The organism is Caballeronia glathei, assembly GCF_000698595.1.
In the GTDB taxonomy this organism is placed as follows: domain Bacteria; phylum Pseudomonadota; class Gammaproteobacteria; order Burkholderiales; family Burkholderiaceae; genus Caballeronia; species Caballeronia glathei.
This window is the reverse complement of record NZ_JFHC01000068.1, coordinates 13,770-34,574: the sequence shown is the minus strand read 5'-3', so window position 1 is coordinate 34,574 and position 20,805 is coordinate 13,770. Positions and strand designations below refer to the sequence as shown.

General features: G+C 66.0%; 19 protein-coding genes. 7 read left to right on the top strand and 12 right to left on the bottom strand.

What is annotated here, in order from left to right; all coding sequences use genetic code 11:
• Positions 1–248 precede the first annotated feature (248 nt).
• Positions 249–503, top strand: a complete 255-nt coding sequence (locus BG61_RS30640) for a GlsB/YeaQ/YmgE family stress response membrane protein (RefSeq protein ID WP_035928136.1) — start codon at positions 249–251, stop codon at positions 501–503.
• Positions 504–651: 148 nt separating this feature from the next.
• Here BG61_RS30640 and hutI read toward each other — a convergent pair whose 3' ends face one another.
• The 3 genes from hutI to BG61_RS30625 all read right to left on the bottom strand — a co-directional run bounded on the left by hutI (position 652) and on the right by BG61_RS30625 (position 4,597).
• On the bottom strand, positions 652–1,857 hold the full coding sequence (gene hutI / locus BG61_RS30635; RefSeq protein WP_035928134.1) for an imidazolonepropionase: 1,206 nt from the start codon (positions 1,855–1,857) through the stop codon (positions 652–654).
• Positions 1,858–1,875: 18 nt separating this feature from the next.
• On the bottom strand, positions 1,876–3,564 hold the full coding sequence (gene hutU, locus BG61_RS30630) for a urocanate hydratase (RefSeq protein ID WP_035928204.1): 1,689 nt from the start codon (positions 3,562–3,564) through the stop codon (positions 1,876–1,878).
• Between the two features lie 178 nt (positions 3,565–3,742).
• Positions 3,743–4,597 carry a LysR family transcriptional regulator gene (locus BG61_RS30625; RefSeq protein WP_174479752.1) on the bottom strand — a complete coding sequence of 285 codons (855 nt, stop codon included), beginning with the start codon at positions 4,595–4,597 and terminating at the stop codon, positions 3,743–3,745.
• A gap of 80 nt (positions 4,598–4,677) precedes the next feature.
• Here BG61_RS30625 and BG61_RS30620 point away from each other — a divergent pair, with 80 nt between their 5' ends.
• Positions 4,678–5,682, top strand: coding sequence for a zinc-dependent alcohol dehydrogenase family protein (locus BG61_RS30620; RefSeq protein WP_169743327.1), 1,005 nt, complete (start codon positions 4,678–4,680; stop codon positions 5,680–5,682).
• Here BG61_RS30620 and BG61_RS30615 read toward each other — a convergent pair.
• Positions 5,679–6,188, bottom strand: coding sequence for an Lrp/AsnC family transcriptional regulator (locus BG61_RS30615; RefSeq protein ID WP_370818048.1), 510 nt, complete (start codon positions 6,186–6,188; stop codon positions 5,679–5,681). The two genes, BG61_RS30620 and BG61_RS30615, sit on opposite strands and share 4 nt — an antisense overlap.
• An 82-nt stretch (positions 6,189–6,270) precedes the next feature.
• Between BG61_RS30615 and BG61_RS30610 the strand changes: the two genes are divergently transcribed.
• Positions 6,271–6,897 carry a LysE family translocator gene (locus BG61_RS30610; RefSeq protein WP_035928130.1) on the top strand — a complete coding sequence of 209 codons (627 nt, stop codon included), beginning with the start codon at positions 6,271–6,273 and terminating at the stop codon, positions 6,895–6,897.
• A 30-nt stretch (positions 6,898–6,927) separates the two neighbouring features.
• Here BG61_RS30610 and BG61_RS30605 read toward each other — a convergent pair whose 3' ends face one another.
• The 4 genes from BG61_RS30605 to glgC form a co-directional block, all read right to left on the bottom strand.
• Positions 6,928–7,197, bottom strand: a complete 270-nt coding sequence (locus BG61_RS30605) for a hypothetical protein (RefSeq protein ID WP_035928127.1) — start codon at positions 7,195–7,197, stop codon at positions 6,928–6,930.
• A 2-nt stretch (positions 7,198–7,199) separates the two neighbouring features.
• On the bottom strand, positions 7,200–8,021 hold the full coding sequence (locus BG61_RS39460) for a hypothetical protein (protein WP_129572074.1): 822 nt from the start codon (positions 8,019–8,021) through the stop codon (positions 7,200–7,202).
• A gap of 181 nt (positions 8,022–8,202) precedes the next feature.
• Entirely contained in the window at positions 8,203–9,669 is a 1,467-nt protein-coding gene (gene glgA, locus BG61_RS30595; protein ID WP_035928125.1) for a glycogen synthase GlgA, read from the bottom strand.
• A 41-nt stretch (positions 9,670–9,710) separates the two neighbouring features.
• The gene (gene glgC, locus BG61_RS30590; protein WP_035928123.1) at positions 9,711–10,985 is read right to left on the bottom strand and encodes a glucose-1-phosphate adenylyltransferase; all 1,275 of its coding nucleotides are present in this window, start codon (positions 10,983–10,985) and stop codon (positions 9,711–9,713) included.
• Between the two features lie 902 nt (positions 10,986–11,887).
• Here glgC and pdxY point away from each other — a divergent pair.
• From pdxY to BG61_RS30575, 3 genes are all read left to right on the top strand, one after another.
• Positions 11,888–12,769, top strand: a complete 882-nt coding sequence (gene pdxY / locus BG61_RS30585) for a pyridoxal kinase PdxY (RefSeq protein ID WP_035928120.1) — start codon at positions 11,888–11,890, stop codon at positions 12,767–12,769.
• Between the two features lie 264 nt (positions 12,770–13,033).
• Complete coding sequence (locus tag BG61_RS30580) at positions 13,034–13,834, top strand: SDR family oxidoreductase (RefSeq protein WP_035928118.1); 801 nt, start codon at positions 13,034–13,036, stop codon at positions 13,832–13,834.
• A gap of 56 nt (positions 13,835–13,890) precedes the next feature.
• A complete protein-coding gene (locus tag BG61_RS30575; RefSeq protein WP_035928116.1) occupies positions 13,891–15,339 on the top strand; it encodes a dihydrolipoyl dehydrogenase in 1,449 nt (482 codons plus the stop codon).
• Between the two features lie 109 nt (positions 15,340–15,448).
• Here the strand turns inward: BG61_RS30575 and BG61_RS30570 are convergent, their stop codons facing one another.
• The 3 genes from BG61_RS30570 to BG61_RS30560 all read right to left on the bottom strand — a co-directional run bounded on the left by BG61_RS30570 (position 15,449) and on the right by BG61_RS30560 (position 18,741).
• Positions 15,449–15,796: a hypothetical protein gene (locus BG61_RS30570; RefSeq protein WP_035928114.1), complete on the bottom strand. Its 348-nt coding sequence runs from the start codon at positions 15,794–15,796 to the stop codon at positions 15,449–15,451.
• A gap of 272 nt (positions 15,797–16,068) precedes the next feature.
• Positions 16,069–16,956 (bottom strand): 3-hydroxyisobutyrate dehydrogenase, encoded by an 888-nt coding sequence (mmsB, locus tag BG61_RS30565; RefSeq protein WP_035928112.1) that lies wholly within the window; start codon positions 16,954–16,956, stop codon positions 16,069–16,071.
• Between the two features lie 249 nt (positions 16,957–17,205).
• Positions 17,206–18,741, bottom strand: coding sequence for a CoA-acylating methylmalonate-semialdehyde dehydrogenase (locus BG61_RS30560; RefSeq protein WP_035928110.1), 1,536 nt, complete (start codon positions 18,739–18,741; stop codon positions 17,206–17,208).
• 190 nt (positions 18,742–18,931) lie between these two features.
• Between BG61_RS30560 and BG61_RS30555 the strand changes: the two genes are divergently transcribed.
• On the top strand, positions 18,932–19,894 hold the full coding sequence (locus BG61_RS30555) for a LysR family transcriptional regulator (RefSeq protein WP_035928108.1): 963 nt from the start codon (positions 18,932–18,934) through the stop codon (positions 19,892–19,894).
• Between the two features lie 122 nt (positions 19,895–20,016).
• On the opposite strand, the gene BG61_RS30550 is transcribed toward BG61_RS30555, so the two are convergent.
• Entirely contained in the window at positions 20,017–20,607 is a 591-nt protein-coding gene (locus tag BG61_RS30550; RefSeq protein ID WP_051672894.1) for a hypothetical protein, read from the bottom strand.
• Between the last annotated feature and the right edge of the window lie 198 nt (positions 20,608–20,805).

Sequence of the window (20,805 nt, the reverse complement as noted above, 5' to 3'; positions counted from 1 at the left end):
GAATTCGGTGCAGGAAGCCATCGGTCAGGCGCAAAGCGGTTGCGCATCCGAGCCGCGAATTCTACCCTGCGCGTCCACGCGGCATCGTCCGGGCATCGAAGGATCGGCCGACCGGACGATGCGGCGGCAAGCGCGGCGGCTGCGGGCACGGACCCTGCATCCGCATCCATACCCAAACCCCGGCTGCCGTGCTACTTTGCATCTACCGGGACGCCCCCGGGCAGCCAAACTCTGAAAGGAGCAACCGCATGCTTGCATTCATCGGGACTTTGATCGTCGGACTGGTTGTCGGGCTCATCGCGCGAGCGGTCAAACCGGGCGACGACAAGATGGGCTGGATCATGACCATCGTGCTCGGCATGGCCGGCTCGCTGATCGCGGGCTACGTGGGCCGCGCGCTCGGCTGGTATCACCCGGGGCAGCCGGTGGGGTGGATCGCGTCCGTGATCGGCGCCATCGTGCTGCTGGTCCTGTGGGGTCTCTTCACGAAGCGGCGCGCCTGATCGACTGATGGCGTGATCGCCGGGCGTTCTCAGCCCCGCCGTCACACTGCCGTCCCACTGCGGTCCCACTGCCGTCACGCGACGGCAACAAAAAGCCTCGTCCGGAACCACTCGGCTCCGGACGAGGCTTTTTTTAACCTGAACCGCTTCAAACGCGGACTTCGTCCCCGCTGCGCACCACCCGGTTCGGCAGCGCGCCGCCGAGCCAGTAGGCCAGTTCGGCCGGCCGGCCGATCCGCCACGCGACGAAATCCGCCGCCTTGCCCGCCTCGAGCGATCCATGCGTTTCGTCGAGCCCGAGCGCGCGCGCCGCGTGGATCGTGACACCCGCGAGCGCCTCCTCCGGCGTCATGCGAAAGAGCGTGCAGCCCATGTTCAGCATCAGCCGCACCGAGAGCGCGGGCGACGTGCCCGGGTTCAGGTCGCTCGCGAGCGCGACCGGCACGCCGTGGCGGCGCAGCGCATCGAGCGGCGGCAACTGCGTCTCGCGCAACATGTAGAACGCGCCTGGCAGCAGCACGGCGACCGTGCCCGATTGCGCCATCGCGGCGGCGTCGTCGTCGGTCATGTATTCGAGATGATCCGCCGAGAGCGCTCCATAGCGCGCCGCCAGACTCGATCCATGCAGCGACGACAACTGCTCCGCGTGCAGCTTCACCGGCAGGCCGAGTTCGCGCGCCGCCTGGAACACGCGCTCGACCTGCGCGGGCGAGAACGCGAGATGCTCGCAGAAGGCATCGACGGCATCGACGAGGCCCTCCCGGCCAAGCGCCGGCAGCATCTGAGCGCACACGTAATCGATGTAGTCGTCCGCGCGGTTCGCGAACTCCGGCGGCAGCGCGTGGGCCGCGAGGCACGTGGCGCGCACGGTGAGCGGCAACTGTGCGGAAAGGCGCCGCGCCACCTTCAGCATCTTGCGCTCGTTCTCGAGGTCGAGGCCGTAGCCCGATTTCACCTCGAGGGTCGTCACGCCTTCGCGCAGCAAACCCTGCGCGCGTGCCTTTGCGCTCGCGAAGAGCGCGTCCTCGCTCGCTTCGCGCGTCGCGCGCACCGTGCTCGCGATCCCGCCGCCGCCCGCCGCGATCTCGGCGTAGCTCACGCCTTCGAGGCGCTGCTCGAATTCGCCGCTGCGATCGCCGCCGAACACGAGATGCGTGTGGCAATCGATGAAGCCGGGCGTGACCCAGGCGCCTTCGAGATCCGTCGTTTCGTGCGCGCCTTGCGGCGGCATCTCGCCGCGCGGCCCGATCCACGCGATGCGCCCGCCTTCGGTCACGATCGCCGCGTCCTCGACGATCGAATACCGGCCGCCCTTCATCGTGGCGGCGTGACAGTTCTGCCAGAGTCGTTTCATCGGCGGTTCGCCCGTGGTTCAGCGCTTCGGTGCCGCGCCGCCGATCATCGGCAGATCGAGCCCCTTCTCGCGCGCGCATTCGATCGCGATGTCGTAGCCGGCGTCCGCGTGGCGCATCACGCCCGTGGCCGGATCGTTGTGCAGCACGCGGGCGATGCGCGCGGCGGCCTCGTCGGTGCCGTCGCAGACGATCACGACGCCCGCATGCTGCGAGAAGCCCATGCCGACGCCGCCGCCGTGGTGAATCGACACCCACGTCGCGCCGCTCGCGGTGTTCAGGAGCGCGTTGAGAAGCGGCCAGTCGGAGACGGCGTCAGAGCCGTCCTGCATCGACTCCGTCTCGCGGTTCGGGCTCGCGACCGAGCCGGAATCGAGGTGGTCGCGGCCGATCACGACAGGCGCCGACAATTCTCCCGAGCGCACCATCTCGTTGAACGCGAGGCCGAGCTTCGCGCGCTGGCCGAGCCCGACCCAGCATATCCGCGCGGGCAGGCCCTGGAAGCTGATGCGCTCGCGCGCCATGTCGAGCCAGCGGTGCAGATGGGCGTCGTCGGGGATCAGTTCCTTGACCTTCGCGTCCGTCTTGTAGATGTCTTGCGGATCGCCCGAAAGCGCCGCCCAGCGGAACGGCCCGACGCCGCGGCAAAAGAGCGGCCGGATGTACGCGGGCACGAAACCGGGGAAGTCGAACGCGTTCTGCACGCCCTCTTCCTTCGCCATCTGGCGGATGTTGTTGCCGTAGTCGAAGGTCGGGACGCCCGCCTGCTGGAACGCGAGCATCGCCCGCACGTGCACGGCCATCGACTGCTTCGCGGCCTTCACGGTGCCCGCCGGGTCGCTCTGCGCGCGGTCGCGGTACTGCGCCCACGTCCAGTCCTTCGGCAGATAGCCGTTGAGCGGATCGTGCGCGCTCGTCTGGTCGGTGACCATGTCCGGGCGCACGCCGCGGCGCACCAGTTCAGGCAGGACGTCGGCGGCGTTGGCGCACAGCGCGATCGACACGGCGCGGCCTTCGGACGTGTAGCGCTCGATGCGCGCGAGGGCGTCGTCGAGGTCGGCGGCCTGTTCGTCGACGTAGCGCGTCTTCAGGCGAAAGTCGATGCGGCTCTGCTGGCATTCGACATTGAGCGAGCACGCGCCCGCGAGGGTCGCCGCGAGCGGCTGCGCGCCGCCCATGCCGCCGAGGCCCGCGGTCAGCACCCAGCGGCCCTTGAGGTCGCCGCCGTAGTGCTGCCGCCCCGCTTCGACGAACGTTTCGTACGTGCCCTGCACGATCCCCTGGCTGCCGATGTAGATCCAGCTGCCGGCCGTCATCTGGCCGTACATCGCGAGGCCCTTCGCGTCGAGTTCGTTAAAGTGCTCCCAGCTCGCCCAGTGCGGCACGAGGTTCGAGTTCGCGATCAGCACGCGCGGCGCGTTCTCGTGCGTCCTGAACACGCCGACGGGCTTGCCCGACTGCACGAGCAGCGTCTCGTCGGCTTCGAGGCGCTTGAGCGTCTCGACGATCTTGTCGTAGCACGCCCAGTCGCGCGCCGCCCGGCCGACGCCGCCGTACACCACCAGTTCCTTCGGATTCTCGGCAACTTCGGGGTCGAGATTGTTCATCAGCATGCGCAGCGGCGCTTCGGTCAGCCAGCTTTTGGCATTGAGCGTGGTGCCGCGCGGCGCGCGGATCTCGACATCGCGAAAACGGGAAGATTGGTCCACGGAGAACTCCTGCGCTTGAGGTTGATTGGCCGGCCGCGAGCAGCCGTACGTCGATAGGCGCATGTTCTTGTATATACAAGTTTGCGTGTATTAGGGAATTCCCGATCGTGCGTGCGCCCTATGACAGAAGCGCCGCGCGGCGTCAGGCGGCTTCTTGTATAGACAATAAGGCGAGCAATCAGACGTTCGCCAGCCGGTCGATGACGAAATCGAGCAGCGCCCGCAGCCGCGCGAGACGGCGCAGGTCGCGGTGATAGCCGAGCCAGACGTCCCGGCCCGGCGGCGCTTCGCCCAGGTCGATGCGCGCGATGCCCGGCGTACTGTCGCCGAGCGGGCACGGCAGCACCGCGAGGCCGCCGCCCGCCGCGCACATGCGCGCCTGCGCGCCGCGGTTGTTGCTGCCGAACGCCACGTGCGCGTTCGGCAAGAGGCGCCTCAGCCACGCGACGTCGGGCAAGGTGCCGAACGCGCTGTCCATCGTGACAAGCGCGGTGCCGGCGCCGTCGCCCGGGCGGGGCGGCGCCGCGCCCGGGAGGCCGTAGAGCGCATAGTCGATGTGCATCAGCCGGCGCTGGATCACATCGGCTTCGTCGAACGGCGTGATGCGAAACACCAGATCGGCCTCGCGGCGCGCGAGGTTGTAGCGCCGGGCGTCGGTGAGCAGTTCGATGGAGACCTTCGCGTTCGCGCGCAGGAAATCCGCGAAAGCAGGCGTGAGCACGTGAATGCCGAACCAGTCCGACGACGACACCCGCAGCATCCCCGTCAGATGCCGTTCCTTCCCCGCCAGTTCGCGCTCGAAGGCGAGCGCTTCGTCCTCCATGCGCTCAGCGCAGGCGAGCACGGCGGTGCCTTCGTCGGTGAGCACGAAGCCGTCGCTCGTGCGCTGAAAGAGCGTCTGGCCGACCGCCTGCTCGAGCGCGCGCAGGCGGCGGCCCATCGTCGGCTGGGTCTGGCCCGTCTGCCGGGCCGCCGCCCCGAGCGTGCCCGTGCGGGCGATCGCGAGAAAAATGCGGATGTCGCTCCAGTCCATCACCGTCCCATGCAAAAACGTTTGATCGACGTTCATTATCGTGGATTTACATGCGATTCGGCATGGTCGAAGATGCACTCATGTCATCTCCTTTCGAGGCAACGATCATGAAGGCACTGGTGCTCAATCGCTACAACGGCCCGCTCGAACTCGTCGAGCTGTCCCGCCCGTCACCGCCGCGCGGCGAAGTGCTCGTGCGCATCAAGGCAAGCGCCGTCAATCCGCTCGACACGAAAATCCGCGCCGGCGCCGCTGCGCACGCGAAGCACCCGCTGCCGGCGGTGCTCGGCATCGACCTGGCCGGGGTCGTCGAAGCGGTCGGCGCGGATGTCACCGCGTTTCGCCCCGGCGACGAGGTGTACGGCATGACGGGCGGCGTCGGCGGTCTGCAGGGCTCGCTCGCGCAGTTCGCCTCGGTCGACGCCGACCTGCTCGCCGTGAAGCCCGCGAACCTGTCGATGCGCGAGGCCGCCGCGCTGCCGCTCGCGTTCATCACGTCGTACATGGGGATCGTCGACCGGGCGCGGCTCCAGCCCGGCCAGACGGTGCTCGTGCAGGGCGGCGCGGGCGGCGTCGGGCACGTGTCCGTGCAACTCGCGCGGGCACTGGGCGGCGAGGTGTTCGCGACCGCCAGCGCACGCGACGCCGCGACGATCGAGCGCTTCGGCGCGACGCCGATCGACCGTGCCACGCCGGTCGAGCAGTACGTGGCGAAGCACACGCGCGGCGAAGGCTTCGATCTCGTCGTGGATACGGTGGGCGGAGCGGCGCTCGACGCGTCGTTCGCGGCGGTGAAGCAGTTCGGCCACGTGGTGAGCGCGCTCGGCTGGGGCACGCACGCACTCGCGCCGCTGTCGTTTCGCGAGGCCACCTACTCGGGCGTCTTCACGCTCGCCGCGCTGCTGACGGGCCGGTATCGCGCGCACCACGGCGAGATATTGCGCGAGGCAACGAAGCTCGCCGAGCGCGGCCTCATCACGCCGCTCATCGATCCGCGCCGGTTCGACCTCGCCACGGCCGGGGCCGCGCACGAAGCGCTGACGTCGGGCCCGGCGCGGGGCAAGATCGTCGTCGATATCGGCTAGAGCAGCGGCAGGCCGGTGTCGCGCTTGACCTCGCGCAGCGACAGCATCGATTCGACGGCCGTCACGCCGGGCAGCGCGCGCAGCACGTCGCGCATGAAGATGCCGTACTCGTCGAGATCGCGCGCCGCGACCTGCAGCAGATAGTCCGCGCTGCCCGAGATGTTGTGGCACGACACAATGCGCGCGATGCCCTGGATTTCGCGCTCGAAACGGTCGGACAGCGTCCGGTCGTGGATGCTGAAACGCACCTGCGCGAACGCGATCACGCCGAGGTCGAGCGCCTTTCTCGACAGCACCGCGCGATAGCCCTCGATGTAGCCGTCGCTTTCCAGCCGCTTCAGGCGCCGGGCGCACGGCGTCTCGCTCAGGCCGACGCGCTCGGCGAGCTTCGCCACCGGGATGCGGCCGTCCAGCTGGATGGCGGCCAGAATCGCGCGGTCGATCTTGTCGAGGTCGCTCACGATGGTTTCCTCCTGCTTTCTTTGATTTTTAGCGCTTTCCGCCATGAATGGCGTTCCGGATAGCTCAATATGCCAGAAAACGCTCGTCGATCGGCGGCAACATGGAGTCTTCTGAACGGAGGTCATCATGGTTTCGCTTCATCTGCTCGCAATGTTCGTCGGCACGCTCGCCGTCGTGTATGCGCTTCCCGGGCCGGACATGGCGCTCGTGCTGCAGACGAGCGCGACGCGCGGCCTGAAACACGGGTTCGCGACGGCCGGCGGTCTCGCATTCGCGCGCGCAACGCATGTCACGCTCTCGGCGCTCGGCGTCGCCGCCCTGCTGCGCAGCGCGCCGTGGCTCTATGAAGGCATACGGATCGCGGGCGCGCTTTATCTCGGCTACGTGGCGGTGCAGATTTTCCGTTCGCCTTCGTTCGGTCTCGGCGACGGCACGCACAACGCCTCCGACTTCACGCTGCGCACCGCCGCTCTCAAGGGCGTGCTGAGCAGCATCCTGAATCCGAAGGCACTGCTTGTCTGTTCCGTGCTGCTGCCGCAGTTCGTGCATCCGGAAGCGGGCGCGGCCTGGTCGCAGATGGTCGAACTCGGCGTGGTGCTCGTGGCGTTCGGGGTGGCGTTCGATGTGACGCTCGCCGTGGGGGCGGTCAGGATTTCGGGATGGCTGCGCGTTCATCCGCGGGCGCAGGTCGTGCAGCGGTGGGCGTTTTCGGGGGCGCTCGCGGCCTTTGCGGTGCGGCTTTCGCTTGATTGACGCCTGGTCGGGCGCTGGATTGGCGAGCAGTCAGTCCATGGGGCTGTCGGTCGTGATCTGTAGGCGTGCGCGCAGCTCCGGATAGCTTGCCGCAAGGATCATATAGATCATCCCGCCCAATTTCCGCGCGTCCTCATCTTTGATTGGCGCCTCCGAGAACGCCTCGGCGTCAGGAGGCACGCTGATCCCCGAAGCACGATCGATTGCCGCCTGAACATGCGACCGCAATACCGTGCAGTTGCGCATCGTCTGCGTGTCGGCGTCATAGTAGGTGATACATACTGGCTCATAAGCTGCCATGCTCAATATCCTCGACAACGTTGGTAGTGTTCAAAGGCTCGTTGCTTGCAGAACAAGTAGGTCCGCATGTCGCCGCCGAACAAGGCCTTCGCAGCTTGGCATTCAGCCATGTCGAAAGCATATTGCGCGTCGCATTCCGCCTCTTCCGCTTCGCTGACGCCGCGCGCCGCCATATCCATGACGTCGTCTGATAGCGTGCTCTCGCCCAACTCGAAGCCTTCCGCATCGCCAAGCGGCGTTGATTCTGCCCGCGCAAAGCCTTCCGACAAGTCAGGCACACCGTAGCGGCTGATCCATCCCGCTTTGGCGAACATGGGAAGAAACAACGCAGGCGCGCCGCGAACCGCCGCGTGCATCATGGCCTGATTGTTTGCGTCGTGCCAAATGTCCCAATCGGCCGCTGACGTGTCGGGCACTTCGGGCCAGGGCTCTTTTTCAAATGGTACTTCGTCATCGTTGTCCACGCCCCGGAAGCCTGACTGCTTTCGCACGTGCGGCGCGACGTAGCCGCCGCAAAACTCGGGTTCGCGCTCGACAATGAACACCTCACCTTTCCAGACTGCTCGACGCAGCGCATCGAGCGTATGGTGCGCGTTGCCTTTGCGAAAGTGCGGGAACGAGGCGATCAAAAAGTGCTCGACGCGATCAACCAGTTCGGCATTTCGCTCCCACACGTCCGGATAAACCGCGTCGAGCATCTTGCGGCCCGCGTCAGCGGCCGCTTTCCTTTCGGGATCGGGATTGAAGAGCGAGCCGATGCGATAGCAGCTCGCGAGGTCCATCGTGTAGCGGCGTCCGCCATAGTGGGTCAATAAAGCGGTCATATTCCCTTTCAGAAACACGAGCCGCTAACGAACGCATACGGTGACCTCACGCCGGGATGGCGTTTTTGGGCGCCGCGACTCGAATCCCGCCCGAAGGGAAATGATCATACTTATTCCCCCCAGGGCCGAAACGAGTCAATTCCGAAACCGCAACCGTGCGTAGTCGGCCCGGCCGCCCTCCCTACCTCCGCACGATGTCCCCGTAGACCTCCCCATACCGCAACGCCGCCGCTTCCCAGCCGAAGTTCTGCGTCATCGCCCGCCGCACGACCGCCTTCCAGTCCGTGCGGCGCGATCTCAGCGCGAACGCCCGACGGATCGCCGCGACGATGCCGTCGCGATCGAACGTCTCGAAAACGCAACCGGTCGCCAGCTGATCCGCGAGATTTTCGAGCGACGCATCCACGACCGTGTCCGCGAGGCCGCCCACGCGATGCACGAGCGGCAGCGACCCGTACGCGAGCGCATAGAGCTGCGTGAGCCCGCACGGCTCGAAGCGCGACGGCACCATCACGATGTCGCTGCCCGCGATGATCGCGTGCGACAGCGTTTCGTCGAACCCCAGCTCCACCGCGACCGCACCCGGGTGCGCGGCCGCCGCGTTCTTCATGCCGGTTTCGAGCGCCGGGTCGCCGGTGCCGAGCACGGCCAGTTGCCCGCCGCGCTGCACGATGTCCGGAATCGACGACAGCAGCAGATCCAGCCCCTTCTGCTCCGTCAGCCGGCTCACGACGCCGAACAGCAGCGCGTCGTCGCTCTTCGCAAGGCCCATGCGCTCCTGCAGCGCAGCCTTGCATTTCGCCTTGCCGGCGGGCTTCGCCGCCGTGTAGCGCGTGTCGATCGTCGTATCCGCCGACGGATTCCAGATCGCATAGTCGACGCCGTTCAGAATGCCGCTGATGTCGTGCGAACGCGTCTGCAGGAGCCCGTGGAGGCCCGCGCCCTGCGCCTGCGTCTGGATTTCCCGCGCGTAGGTGGGACTCACCGTGGTGATGCGCTCGGCGTAGAACAGCCCCGCCTTCAGGAACGACACGTGTCCGTAGAACTCGACGCCATCGATCGAATAGAAGTCGTGCGGCAGTTGCAGCACGCCGAAGTGCTCCGCCGCGAACGTGCCCTGATACGCAAGGTTGTGCACTGTCATCACCGACGGCACGCGCGGCCTGCCGCTCTGCCGCTCGAACGCGCGCAGGTACGCGGGCGCGAGACCGGCGTGCCAGTCGTGCGCGTGCACGATGTGCGGCGTCCAGCCGGGATCGGCGCCCGTCGCGATGCGCGCCGCCGCCCAGCCGAGGAGCGCGAAACGGCGGTCGTTGTCGGCGTAGGGATGGTGCGACGCGTCCAGATACGGATTGCCCGGCCGGTCGTAGAACGCATCGGCGCGCACGACGTACACCACGACGCCGTGCGGCGCGAGCACGCCGCGCTCGAGCCGCACGGCGCCCGCGCCGAACACGGCGCCCAGGTCGGCCACGGGTTCCAGATCCGCGAGGCCGCCCAGCACGGCGGGAAATCCCGGCAGGAGCACCCGCGCATCCGTGCCGAGCTGCGATTGCGCGGGCGGCAACGCGCCCACGACGTCGGCGAGTCCGCCGGTTTTCAGCAACGGATACATCTCAGCTGCGACATGCAGCACGCAAACGGTCATCGGCGCTCCCGTCGATTATTTTTGTCGGTATGGCGCGAAGGCTAGCGCTCGGACAGCCGCCGCAACGCGTCCTGCGTGACGAGCGTGATGCCGTTCTCGGTGCGGAAGAAGCGCTCGGCGTCGTACTCGGGGTCCTCGCCGATCACGAGCCCTTCCGGCACCGTGCAGCCGCGGTCGATCACCACGCGCTGCAACCGGCACGACGGCCCGATCGTCACCTGCGGCAACAATACTGCATCGTTGATGTTACAGAACGAATGCACCCGTACCGCGGACGAGAACACCGACTTCGACACCTGCGAGCCCGATATCACGCAGCCGCCGCACACCAGCAGATTGGTGATGGCGCCCTGCTGGCCGTTCAGGTCGCGCACGAACTTGCCCGGCGGCAACTGCTCCTGGTTGGTCCAGATCGGCCACTTGCGGTCGTAGAGGTCGAGTTCCGGAATGGTCGACGCGAGGTCGAGGTTGGCCGCCCAGTAGGCGTCGACCGTGCCGACGTCGCGCCAGTACGCGGGCGCGTTGGGATCGCTGTCGGACGTCACGCACGACATGCCGAACGGATGCGCGATCGCCCGCCCGCTCGTCACCACGCGCGGAATGATGTCCTTGCCGAAGTCGTGATCCGTGTTCGACGCCGCGATGTTCTCCTCGAGCAGCTGGAACAGGTACTTCGCGCTGAACACGTAGATGCCCATGCTCGCGAGCGCGATGTCCGGCTTGCCGGGCATCGCGGGCGGATCGGCGGGCTTTTCGAGGAAAGCGGTGACGCGGCGCTCTTCGTCGACGTGCATCACGCCGAACGCCACCGCCTCCATGCGCGGCACCTCGATGCAGCCGACCGTGCAGTCCGCGCCGCTCTCGACGTGATCGAGCACCATGCGCGTGTAGTCCATCTTGTAGATGTGGTCGCCCGCCAGCACGACGATGAATTCCGGCGCGATCGAACGGATGATGTCGAGGTTCTGGAACACGGCGTCGGCAGTGCCGCGATACCAGCTCGAATCGACGCGCTGCTGCGCCGGCCAGATGTCGATGAACTCGTTGAATTCGCCGCGCAGGAAGCCCCAGCCGCGCTGCAGGTGGCGCAAGAGCGAGTGCGCCTTGTACTGCGTCACCACGGCGATGCGCCGGATGCCGGAATTCAGGCAGTTCGACAATGCGAAGTCGATGATCCGGTATTTGCCGCCGAAATGGACCGCGGGCTTGACCCGCTTGTCGGTGAGCGGCCCGAGCCGGGTGCCGCGCCCGCCAGCGAGAACGATTGCCAGCGTGGACTTCTGCAAATCGGTGCGATTCTTTGCCTGCGTCTCCATTCGAGCCTCCTGATTTGACCTGCGATTTTTGGTATCGGTCTGTCGATTGCCACCCGTATTCATCGTATGAAGCGAGGCCACCGCGCTCTCGCGGCGCGTGTTGGGGCATTATCCGGCCCGTTGCGGAATCAGTGTGCCGGCTATACGCGGTATTTCCCGCGTGCTTTCCAGCGGCGTCGGACGCCGCATTCGATCGCTCGACTGAATATTCCGTATTCCAAACATGGGCGTGCCGGCAGGCGGCAAGCGCCGGCGGGCGAGGCGCGCAGCAATCTGGTTTCCAGCAAGCGACGTGCCGTTCGGTGCCGCGCCCGGCGACGCCATGCCGAAGACGCTATTGTCTGTCCGCCCGGCCGCTGCGCCCCGTCCGATCGCCAATGATCCGTTCGCTACCGCACCGTCCCGTAGCGCGGCCGGACGCAGCTGCGCTTCGCCTGTCAGGCGCAACATCAACTCACGCTGGAATTCAACTTTTAATCCGTGTTTTCCAGTAATTGCATGGCTTTAAATCCGGCTTTTAGTTAATGCGCGGGTTGATTAGTATCAATCAATCGGTTTCCGTACTTTTTTCGTCGTGGTTTTGTACCGTGATTCTCGCGCCGTGCGGGGCAGCCGGACGCCCCGCGCTGCGCGGTTGCGGTGTTGCAACGGCGCGACCGTTGCGGCTGTGCAATAAACGCATCGCTCGACAACGCCGCCTTGTCAATTTATAACGGCTCGCAGTGCCATAGTGCGTCGCGGCACGGCACAATACGACGGATACACCGCACGGCCCGCTTCGGGCCGTGTACCGGACGTTTCATGCACTTAAGAACCTGACGAACCTCGCGCTGCCTGCCCGAGACTTTTGAACCTATCGCGCATCGGACCGCACGGGTCGCCGCCTGCATCGGAATCAGATCATGAACAACGTCCTCAGCATTCAGTCGCATGTGGTCTTCGGGCACGCGGGAAACAGCGCGGCGGTGTTTCCGATGCGCCGCCTCGGCGTCAACGTCTGGCCGCTCAACACGGTGCAGTTCTCCAATCACACGCAATACGGGCGCTGGACCGGCAGCGTATTCGACGCGGACGAGCTGCAAAGCGTGATCGAGGGCATCGGCGCCATCGGCGTGCTGGCGCGCTGCAATGCCGTCCTGTCCGGTTATCTGGGCGCGACCGAGCAGGGACGCGCGGTCGTCGAAATCGTCAAGATGGTGAAGGCCGTGAACCCGCGGGCGCTCTTTTTCTGCGACCCGGTCATGGGCGCGACGGGGGGCTGCACGGTCGAGCCGGGCATCGAGGACTTTCTCGTCACGACGATGCCCGAAGTGGCCGACGCGATGATGCCGAACCACCTCGAACTCGAAAAGCTGGTCGGCCGCACGATCGAGACGGTGGAGGAAGCCGTGGACGCCTGCCGCGAAGTGCTCGCGCGCGGCCCGCGGATAGTGCTGGTCAAGCATCTGATCGACCGCAACAGCCGCGCCGACACGTTCAACATGCTGGCCGTGAGCGAGACGGAGGCGTGGTTCGTGCAGCGGCCGCTCTATCCGTTCGCGCGGCAGCCGGTTGGCGTGGGCGACCTGACGAGCGGCATTTTCGTCGCGCGCACGCTGCAAGGCGATTCGCTGCGCGACGCGCTCGAACACACGCTCGCGGCCGTCAACGCGGTGGTGCGGGCGACTTACGACGCGGGGCGGTACGAGCTGGAAATCGTCGCGTCGCAGGACGAGATCGCGCATCCGACCGACCGCTTCCCGGCAATCCGGGTGACAGGGCAGGAAGTCGGACGGTGGGCGTGAGCGGGCGGATGACCGGCTCACGCGCGTTGGCGTGGCGCCGCTTCGTGCCGCCGCGAGCCTGAACGTCACACGCACCGTACGGCGGCTCCAACGGCCGTCTGGAGCCTTCCCTCCCGGCGCTCGAAATCGCGGCTGACTGCGGCTGTCGATTGGCGGCCTCCGCCCTTTCCGACCACCCTGCAACGAAAGCCCGTGGGTCCGTGGCTTGCTTGGGGCGAAGCCACGAACCGCAATCCGCGGTCATCGCCCCGATCGAGGACCGCCATGACCCAGGATCTTCAAGGCCAGATCGCTCTCGTGACCGGCGCAAGTTCCGGCATCGGCTTCGGCGTCGCACAGGCGCTCGCCGATGCCGGCGCCGCCGTCGCGATCAACTATCACTCGCACGGCGAAGCGGCGGAAGATCTCGCCGCCGACATCCGCAAGGCCGGCGGACAGGCATTCGCCGTCGGAGCCGACGTCGCCGACGAAGCCCAGATCGACGCAATGTTCGACTCCGTCATTCAGCATTTCGGTACGATCGATATCGTCGTTGCGAATTCCGGGCTGCAAAAGGACGCGCCGTTCGTCGACATGACACTCGCGGACTGGCACACAGTAATGAACGTCAATCTCGCGGGCCAGTTCCTGACCGCGCAGCGCGCGGTGCGCGAGTTCCTGCGGCGCGAGCCGCGTCCGGTTTCGATGGCGCTCGGCAAGATCATCTGCATGAGCTCGGTGCACGAGCTGATTCCGTGGGCCGGCCACGTGAACTACGCAGCGTCGAAGGGCGGCATCCAGATGATGATGAAGTCGCTCGCACAGGAGGTCGCGCCGCACCGCATCCGCGTCAACGCGATCGCGCCCGGCGCGATCCGCACGCCGATCAACAAGGCGGCGTGGGACTCGCCGCAAGCGCTCGACAAGCTGCTGAAACTGGTGCCGTACGGACGAATCGGCGAACCCGGCGACATCGGCCGGGCCGCCGTGTGGCTCGCCTCGGACGAAAGCGACTACGTGGTCGGCACGACGCTCTTCGTCGACGGCGGCATGTCGCTTTACCCCGGGTTCGCCGACAATGGCTGAATCTTGCCGCATCGCGCGCCGCATCCCGCGCAGCCAGACAACCAGGGAAATAGGACATGAAAACGACCAGGGTGGATGTCGCCGTGATCGGCGCGGGCACGGCCGGCATGGCCGCCTTTCGCGCGGCGCGCTCGGCGGGCCGCCATACCGTGCTGATCGAAGCCGGCGAATTCGGCACGACCTGCGCGCGCGTCGGCTGCATGCCGTCGAAGCTGCTGATCGCCGCGGCGAACGGTTTGCATGAAGCGCGCGCGCTCGCGCCGCGCGGCATCGAAGGCACGCACGCGCTCGAGGCCAACGGCGCCCAGGTCCTCGACTACGTGCGCCGCGAGCGCGACTACTTCGTCGCGAGCGTGCTCGAAGAAACGGATGCGTTCGCCCCGGAGTCCGTCGTGCGCGGCCGGGCGCGCTTCGAGCCGGGCACGCCGGCGCACCACGTTCTCGCGATCGACGACGAACGGCGCATCGAGGCGCGCAGCGTGGTGATCGCGAGCGGCGCGGTGCCCGCCGTGCCCGATGCGTTCAGGGTGTTCGGAGAGCGGCTGATCACGAGCGACGACATCTTCGAGCTGAAGACCCTGCCGAAGCGCGCCGCCGTGTTCGGCGCGGGGCCGATCGGGCTGGAGCTCGGTCAGGCGTTCGCGCGCCTCGGCGTCAAGGTGTTCATGTTCGGCCAGGGCGGACGGATCGCGGGGCTGTCGGATACGCCCGTGCGCGATGCGCTAGTGGCGGCGCTCGCCGGCGAGTTCCATTTCGACCCCGACGCGAAGATCCTCGACATGTCGCTGCGCGACGGCACGCCGACGATCCGATTCACGTCGCGCGACGGACGCGAGCGCACCGAGCAATTCGACACGGTGCTCGTCGCGACCGGCCGCGCGCCGGCCTTGAAGCCGCTGCAACTCGCGAATGCCGGCATCGCGCTGAACGACAAGGGCGTGCCGCGCTTCGACGAAACCTCCATGCAGTGCGGCGACAGCAGCATCTTCATCGCGGGCGACTGCGACGGCACGCGGCCGTGGCTGTCGGACGCGGCCGACGAAGGCAAGCTCGCCGGCGACAACGCGGCGCGCTTTCCCGACGTCCAGCACGTGAAGCGCAAGGTGCCGCTGTCGCTGGTGTTTTGCGAGCCGCAGGTGCTGATCGCCGGCGCATCCTACGACGACCTGGACAAGCAGATGACGGTGACGGGTTCCGCGTCGTTTGAAACGCAGGGGCGCAGCCGCGTCATGCGGCAGAACCGTGGACTGCTGCACGTGTACGCCGACGCGAAGACCGGCAGGCTGCGCGGCACGCAGGCGTGCGCTCCGGCCGCCGAACATCTGGGCCATCTGATCGCGTGGGCGCTGCAGCTGGAACTGACCGTCGACGAAACGCTCAGGCTGCCCTTCTATCATCCGGTCGTGGAAGAGGGCTTGCGCACCGCGCTCAAGGACGCGAACAGGAAGTGCTACGAGGAGCGCGCGGAAACGGCGCCCGCCCTGCCGGGCGCAGCGGGCTGCTGAATCCCGGGCGCATCAAAGAACACAACAAAAGAAAAAGGCCGGTTGCATTGCAACCGGCCTTTGGCGTTCCGAACCATTCCGAACGAACGAGTCGAGTTTCTTTCAGCGATCAGATCGCATATTGCAGCGCGAGATCGAAACCGAGCACGACCAGCGAGCAAAAAATTCCGAGCATAAGATTGCTCAGACGATGCCCCAGATCATGATGCTTGGTGAGCCACGCGCCCGCGAGGAACGCGATTTCGACGATCACTTGCATGGCGAACACAGCGAGCATCAGCGCGAACTCGTAGCCCATCGACCGGAAGTTCATGAAGTTGAAGCCGTTGACTGCCACCCACGACCCCACACGCCACACTTCGTATGCCAACAGAAGCAACGGGAACAGATAGCTGGCCACGTAAGTAGGCACCGTGGCATGCCGCAATTCCATGTTCAAGTGACGGGTTACTTGCATAGCGTTCTCCTTTTTTGCCGCGCGAAAGCCGGCGATTTGCCGCATTCCATCGCTCCTGCCCGCACGTTCCAGGCGTCTTTGGGGACGCTTCGGTTTGAACGGCGCAAGAACGTCGTGCTTTCAGAATAGGACAAATTTAGGGAAAGCGAATCATCGTATTCCCGATGCCCACGCTGGTTAAGGCGCAGCGAGACGCGTTGTGCAGTGCAGCTTAATAAAGCAGTTATATCCTGACCCTTTTTCGGCACGCACGTGCGTGCCGAAAAAGGTTTCTACTCCTTCCCATAGAGCTTGATGATGCCCGAGAAATCCAGGTCGCCTAGCCCCTGCTGGCTCATCGACTGATACAGCTGTTGTGCCAGCGCGCCGAGGAAGACGGGCTGCTTCGCCTGACGCGCGGCATCGACGGCGAGGCCCAGGTCCTTGAGCATCAGATCCGCGCCGAATCCTCCCGAATAGCCGCGCGACGCGGGTGCATTCGGCAGAATATTCGGATAGGGATTACACGTATCCGAACTCCAGCAGCGCCCCGTCGACGTGTTGATGATGCTTGCCAGCTTGGTCGGGTCGATGCCGAGCACCTCGCCGAGCTTCATCGCCTCCGCGACGCCAATCATCGAGATCGCGAGCAGCAGGTTGTTGCAGATTTTCGCGATCTGGCCGGTGCCCGTTTCGCCGCAGCGCACCATGTTTTTGCCCATGCCGGCGAGCACCGGTTTCAGCGTTTCGAAGAGAGCTTCGTCCGCGCCGACCATGAAGGTGAGCGTGCCCGCCTGTGCGCCGACGACCCCGCCCGATACGGGCGCGTCCGCGAACGAATTGCCGTGTGCGCGCGCTGCGTCCGCGACGAGCCGCGCGGTCGCCGGGTCGATCGTGCTGCTGTCGATGAGCGGGACGCCCGCGCGCGCGCCTGCGAGCACGCCGTCGTCTTCATTGAGATAGACCGCCTTCACGTGCGCCGCGGCTGGCAGCATCGTGATGACGGTTTCGCTCGCCTCGGCGGCGGCGCGTGGCGACGCTGCGACCTTCGCGCCTGCCTTCTGCGCGTCTTCCAGCGCTGCCGGTGACAGATCGAAAACCGTCAGCGCGTGACCTGCCTTCAGCAGGTTCGCCGCCATTGGTCCGCCCATGTGTCCCAGTCCGATAAAGCCGATTTGCATCGCGGTCTCCTGTCGACCAGAGTTGGCGCTTCAGCGCCTTACTCTGGTCCCATGCAACGCAGTTGCGGTCGACCAGAGTTGGCGCTTCAGCGCCTTACTCTGGTCCCATGCAACGCAGTTGCGGTCGGCCAGAGTTGGTGCTTCGGCGCCTTACTCTGGCCCCATGCAACGTAGTTGCGGTCGACCAGAGTTAGCGCTCCAACGCCTTACTCCGGCCCCATCCAACGTAGCTACCCCTTTCCCGACCTCTCACCGCAGCGAAATCGTCGTATTAACGCCGTCGTTGACGGTGGCGTCGTCGAACCAGCGCGCGGTCACGGTCTTGGTCTGCGTGTAGAACTGCACGACCTGCTTGCCGTAGGGCCCGAGGTCGCCGAGCTTCGAGCCGCGCGAGCCGGTGAAGCTGAACGACGGCACCGGCACCGGAATCGGAATGTTGATGCCAACCTGCCCGATGTCGATTTCGCTCTGGAACCTGCGCGCGGCCGCGCCGCTTTGCGTGAAGAGCCCGACGCCGTTGCCCATCGGATTGCGGTTCACGAGCGCGATGGCTTCCTCGAGGCTCGCCGCTTCGAGCACGCAGAGCACCGGGCCGAAGATTTCCTGCTTGTAGATCGTCATCTCGGTGGTGACATTCGAGAAGATCGTCGGGGCGATGAAATTGCCCTTTTCATAGCCCTTCACGGTTACGCCGCGCCCGTCGAGCGCGAGCGTCGCGCCTTCCTCCACGCCCTTCTCGATCAGCCCGAGAATGCGCTCCTTCGCCGTGCGGGACACGACCGGCCCGAGATCGGTGGCAGGCTCGGTGCCACCGTTCACCGTGAGCCCGCGCGCGCGCTCGACGAGGTCCGGCAGCCACTCTTTCGACGCCCCCACCAGCACCACCACCGACGTCGCCATGCAGCGCTGCCCCGCAGCGCCGAAGCCCGCGCCGGCGAGCGCGTTGAGCGTCTGCTCCTTGTTCGCGTCGGGCAGCACGACCGCGTGGTTCTTCGCGCCCATCATCGACTGCACGCGCTTGCCGTGCTGGCTCGCGAGGTTGTACACGTGCGTGCCGACGTGCGTCGAGCCGACGAACGAAATCGCCCTGATATCGGGATGCGTGCAGATCGCATCGACCACTTCCTTGCCGCCGTGCACGACGTTCAGCACGCCCGGCGGAATGCCCGCCTGCACGGCCAGTTCGACGAGTTCCATCGTGGAAAGCGGGTCCTGCTCCGAGGGCTTCAGGACGAACGTGTTGCCGCAGACGATCGCCATCGGGAACATCCAGAGCGGAATCATCGCGGGGAAGTTGAACGGCGTGATGCCTGCGCAGACGCCGATCGGCTGGCGCAGCGTGTACGTGTCCACGCCGCCCGCGACGTTCTCCGCGAACTCGCCCTGCTGGAGCGTGCTGATCGAGCACGCGTGCTCGACGACTTCCAGCCCGCGGAAGATGTCGCCTTCGGCGTCGGGCAGCGTCTTGCCCTGCTCGGCGGTGAGCGTCTGGGCGACCCGCTTCATGTTCTGCCGCACGAGGTCCTGGAACTTGAGCATCAGCCGCATGCGCGCGCCGAGCGGCGTCGTGCGCCAGGTCTGAAACGCCTTGTGCGCGGCGGCGACGGCGGCGTTCACTTCCTCGGTCGTCGCAAACGGCACGCGGCCGATCACTTCCTGCGTCGCGGGATTGACGATGTCGCGCCATTCGGTGGACTTCGACTCGACGAATTCGCCGTCGATCAGCAGTTTGGCGGTGCGCACGCCTTGAGCGGCTTGCGCCGGGTGTTCAGCAGCGATGTTCACGGATGGCTCCTTTCAGGACGAGACACGACGGACGGGGAGATGACGCGCGGCGGCGGACGCCTGGGATGGCGCCGGAGGGAAAAGGCATGTCGTCTCCGTTTTTTATGCCCGCTGACCGAGCGGCAGGTCGATAGCATTGAGTATAGTTATGCAAATCTCCATCAAGTATCGATAAAAATACCCGACAGACATGCAAAAAAGCATCAAGCCCGATCCCACGAAACTGAACTGGGACGACCTGCGCTTTTTCCTCGAAGTCGCGCGGACGCAGCGCGCGAGCGGCGCGGCGAAGCGTCTGGGGGTCGATTACACGACCGTCGCGCGCCGCGTGCGTGCGCTGGAAGACGCGCTCGGCACCCTGCTCTTCGACAAGTCGCGCAGCGGAGGATTCGTGCTGACCGCGGAGGGCCAGCGGCTCGTCGGATATGCCGATTCGATCGAGACGACCGTGCAGTCGGCGACCGAGCAGATCGCCAATACCGGACACGCGCTTTCCGGGCATGTGCGGGTCGGATCGACGGAGGGTTTCGGCTGCTTTTTCCTCGCGCCGCAGCTCGCGCGCTTTCAGGACGCGCACCCGAACATTTCCATCGATCTGCTGCCGGTGCCGCATTTCGTGAGCCTGTCCAAGCGCGAGGCGGACATCGCGGTGACACTCGAGCGTCCCGAGCAGGGGCAGTACGTCTATACGAAACTGTGCGACTACCGGCTGAAACTCTACGCGACGCCCGGCTATCTGGCGCGCCACGCGCCGGTGGAATCCGCCGACGATTTGCGAGCGCATCGCTTCGCGAGCTATATCGACGACCTGGCGTTCAGCTACGAACTGCTGTATCTCGAACGCGCAGTGCCGGGCGCGGAGTCGCGCTGGCGCAGCACGAGCGTGATCGCGCAGTACTTCGCGGCGCTGCAGGGGCGCGCGCTCGCGATCCTGCCGTGCTTCATGGCCGCGCAGGACCCGCGGCTCGTGGCCGTGCTGCCGGATGACATCGTGGTGACGCGCGGGTTCTATCTGTCGTGCCGCGAGGATCTGCGCAAGCTCAAGCGCATCACGGCCGTGTGGGACTTTCTGCGGGCGGCGGCGGAGTCCAATCGCGCGCTGCTCATGGGTGACAGCGGCGAGATGGTGTGGGTTCAGCCCGGCGTGGTCTGAACACAGAACGCCTGAATGAAGCGGCGACCGGGGTGGCGCATGCCGGGTCCCGGTTGCGGGTGTCTTGCGGGTGTCTGGATGCGGTGAACCGTTCACCGCATCGGCTGAAACGGCAGCTTCGCCTATTGCACCGGCGTCACGGCAACGGAGACGGCTTCCGTATACGCGATCGTCACCTGCTGACCCGCCTTCACGTGCGCGAGCCTGGCGCGGTCGTGGACCTGCACGTCGAGCAGATTGCCCTGCGGACCTTTCAGGCTGACGAGGCCGCTCTTGTGATCCACCTTCACGATGTCCGCGACCACCGTCAGATGGCGCGCGATCTCGCCCGACGGCTTCGCGCCGGCGGGCGCGCTCGCGACGGTTTCCGTCTCCGTCGCGCTGCGCACGTCGCCCTTCGAGAGCGCGACGATCACACTACGCGTGAGGCGCACGCGCACTTCGTCGCCTACGTTGATCTGCGAGAAGTTCTTGGCGTCGGGGCCGACCGCGAAGGTGGTCCGTCCGCCATTCTTGTCGAGCACGGATACTTCGCGCGTCTCGCGGTTCACCGACTCGATCTTGCCCGTCGCCTCGACCAGGCTCACGCCTTCGATCGGCTGCGCTGCTGCCGCCTTGACGGCCGCAGGCTGCGCCGCGTGGGCGATGGAGATGATCGCGGGAGAAATCGAAATGAGCGCGCCGGCGACGATGGAAATGGTCTTTTTGTGCATATGTCCTCGAGTCGTGAAAAGGTGCTGCGGGTTGAAGTTCCGGGCGGAGTCCGGTTTCGCGAATCCGTCCGTGATCCGAATTATTCGACTACCGAATCTAAAGGGCGCAGTTTGTTTTTCGAGACAGCGTTTGTCAACGCCGTGCCTTGATTCCTCGTCACTTCGTACCCTCGCCTGAAAGCAATGGGGAAAGCGCCC

Coding starts and splice junctions, on each gene's coding strand:
- BG61_RS30640 (WP_035928136.1), top strand. CDS start 249: ATGCTTGCATTCATCGGGACTTTGATCGTCGGACTGGTTGTCGGGCTC.
- hutI (WP_035928134.1), bottom strand. CDS start 1,857: ATGAAACGACTCTGGCAGAACTGTCACGCCGCCACGATGAAGGGCGGC.
- BG61_RS30625 (WP_174479752.1), bottom strand. CDS start 4,597: ATGGACTGGAGCGACATCCGCATTTTTCTCGCGATCGCCCGCACGGGC.
- BG61_RS30620 (WP_169743327.1), top strand. CDS start 4,678: ATGTCATCTCCTTTCGAGGCAACGATCATGAAGGCACTGGTGCTCAAT.
- BG61_RS30615 (WP_370818048.1), bottom strand. CDS start 6,188: ATGGCGGAAAGCGCTAAAAATCAAAGAAAGCAGGAGGAAACCATCGTG.
- BG61_RS30610 (WP_035928130.1), top strand. CDS start 6,271: ATGGTTTCGCTTCATCTGCTCGCAATGTTCGTCGGCACGCTCGCCGTC.
- BG61_RS30605 (WP_035928127.1), bottom strand. CDS start 7,197: ATGGCAGCTTATGAGCCAGTATGTATCACCTACTATGACGCCGACACG.
- BG61_RS39460 (WP_129572074.1), bottom strand. CDS start 8,021: ATGACCGCTTTATTGACCCACTATGGCGGACGCCGCTACACGATGGAC.
- glgA (WP_035928125.1), bottom strand. CDS start 9,669: ATGACCGTTTGCGTGCTGCATGTCGCAGCTGAGATGTATCCGTTGCTG.
- glgC (WP_035928123.1), bottom strand. CDS start 10,985: ATGGAGACGCAGGCAAAGAATCGCACCGATTTGCAGAAGTCCACGCTG.
- pdxY (WP_035928120.1), top strand. CDS start 11,888: ATGAACAACGTCCTCAGCATTCAGTCGCATGTGGTCTTCGGGCACGCG.
- BG61_RS30580 (WP_035928118.1), top strand. CDS start 13,034: ATGACCCAGGATCTTCAAGGCCAGATCGCTCTCGTGACCGGCGCAAGT.
- BG61_RS30575 (WP_035928116.1), top strand. CDS start 13,891: ATGAAAACGACCAGGGTGGATGTCGCCGTGATCGGCGCGGGCACGGCC.
- BG61_RS30570 (WP_035928114.1), bottom strand. CDS start 15,796: ATGCAAGTAACCCGTCACTTGAACATGGAATTGCGGCATGCCACGGTG.
- mmsB (WP_035928112.1), bottom strand. CDS start 16,956: ATGCAAATCGGCTTTATCGGACTGGGACACATGGGCGGACCAATGGCG.
- BG61_RS30555 (WP_035928108.1), top strand. CDS start 18,932: ATGCAAAAAAGCATCAAGCCCGATCCCACGAAACTGAACTGGGACGAC.
- BG61_RS30550 (WP_051672894.1), bottom strand. CDS start 20,607: ATGCACAAAAAGACCATTTCCATCGTCGCCGGCGCGCTCATTTCGATT.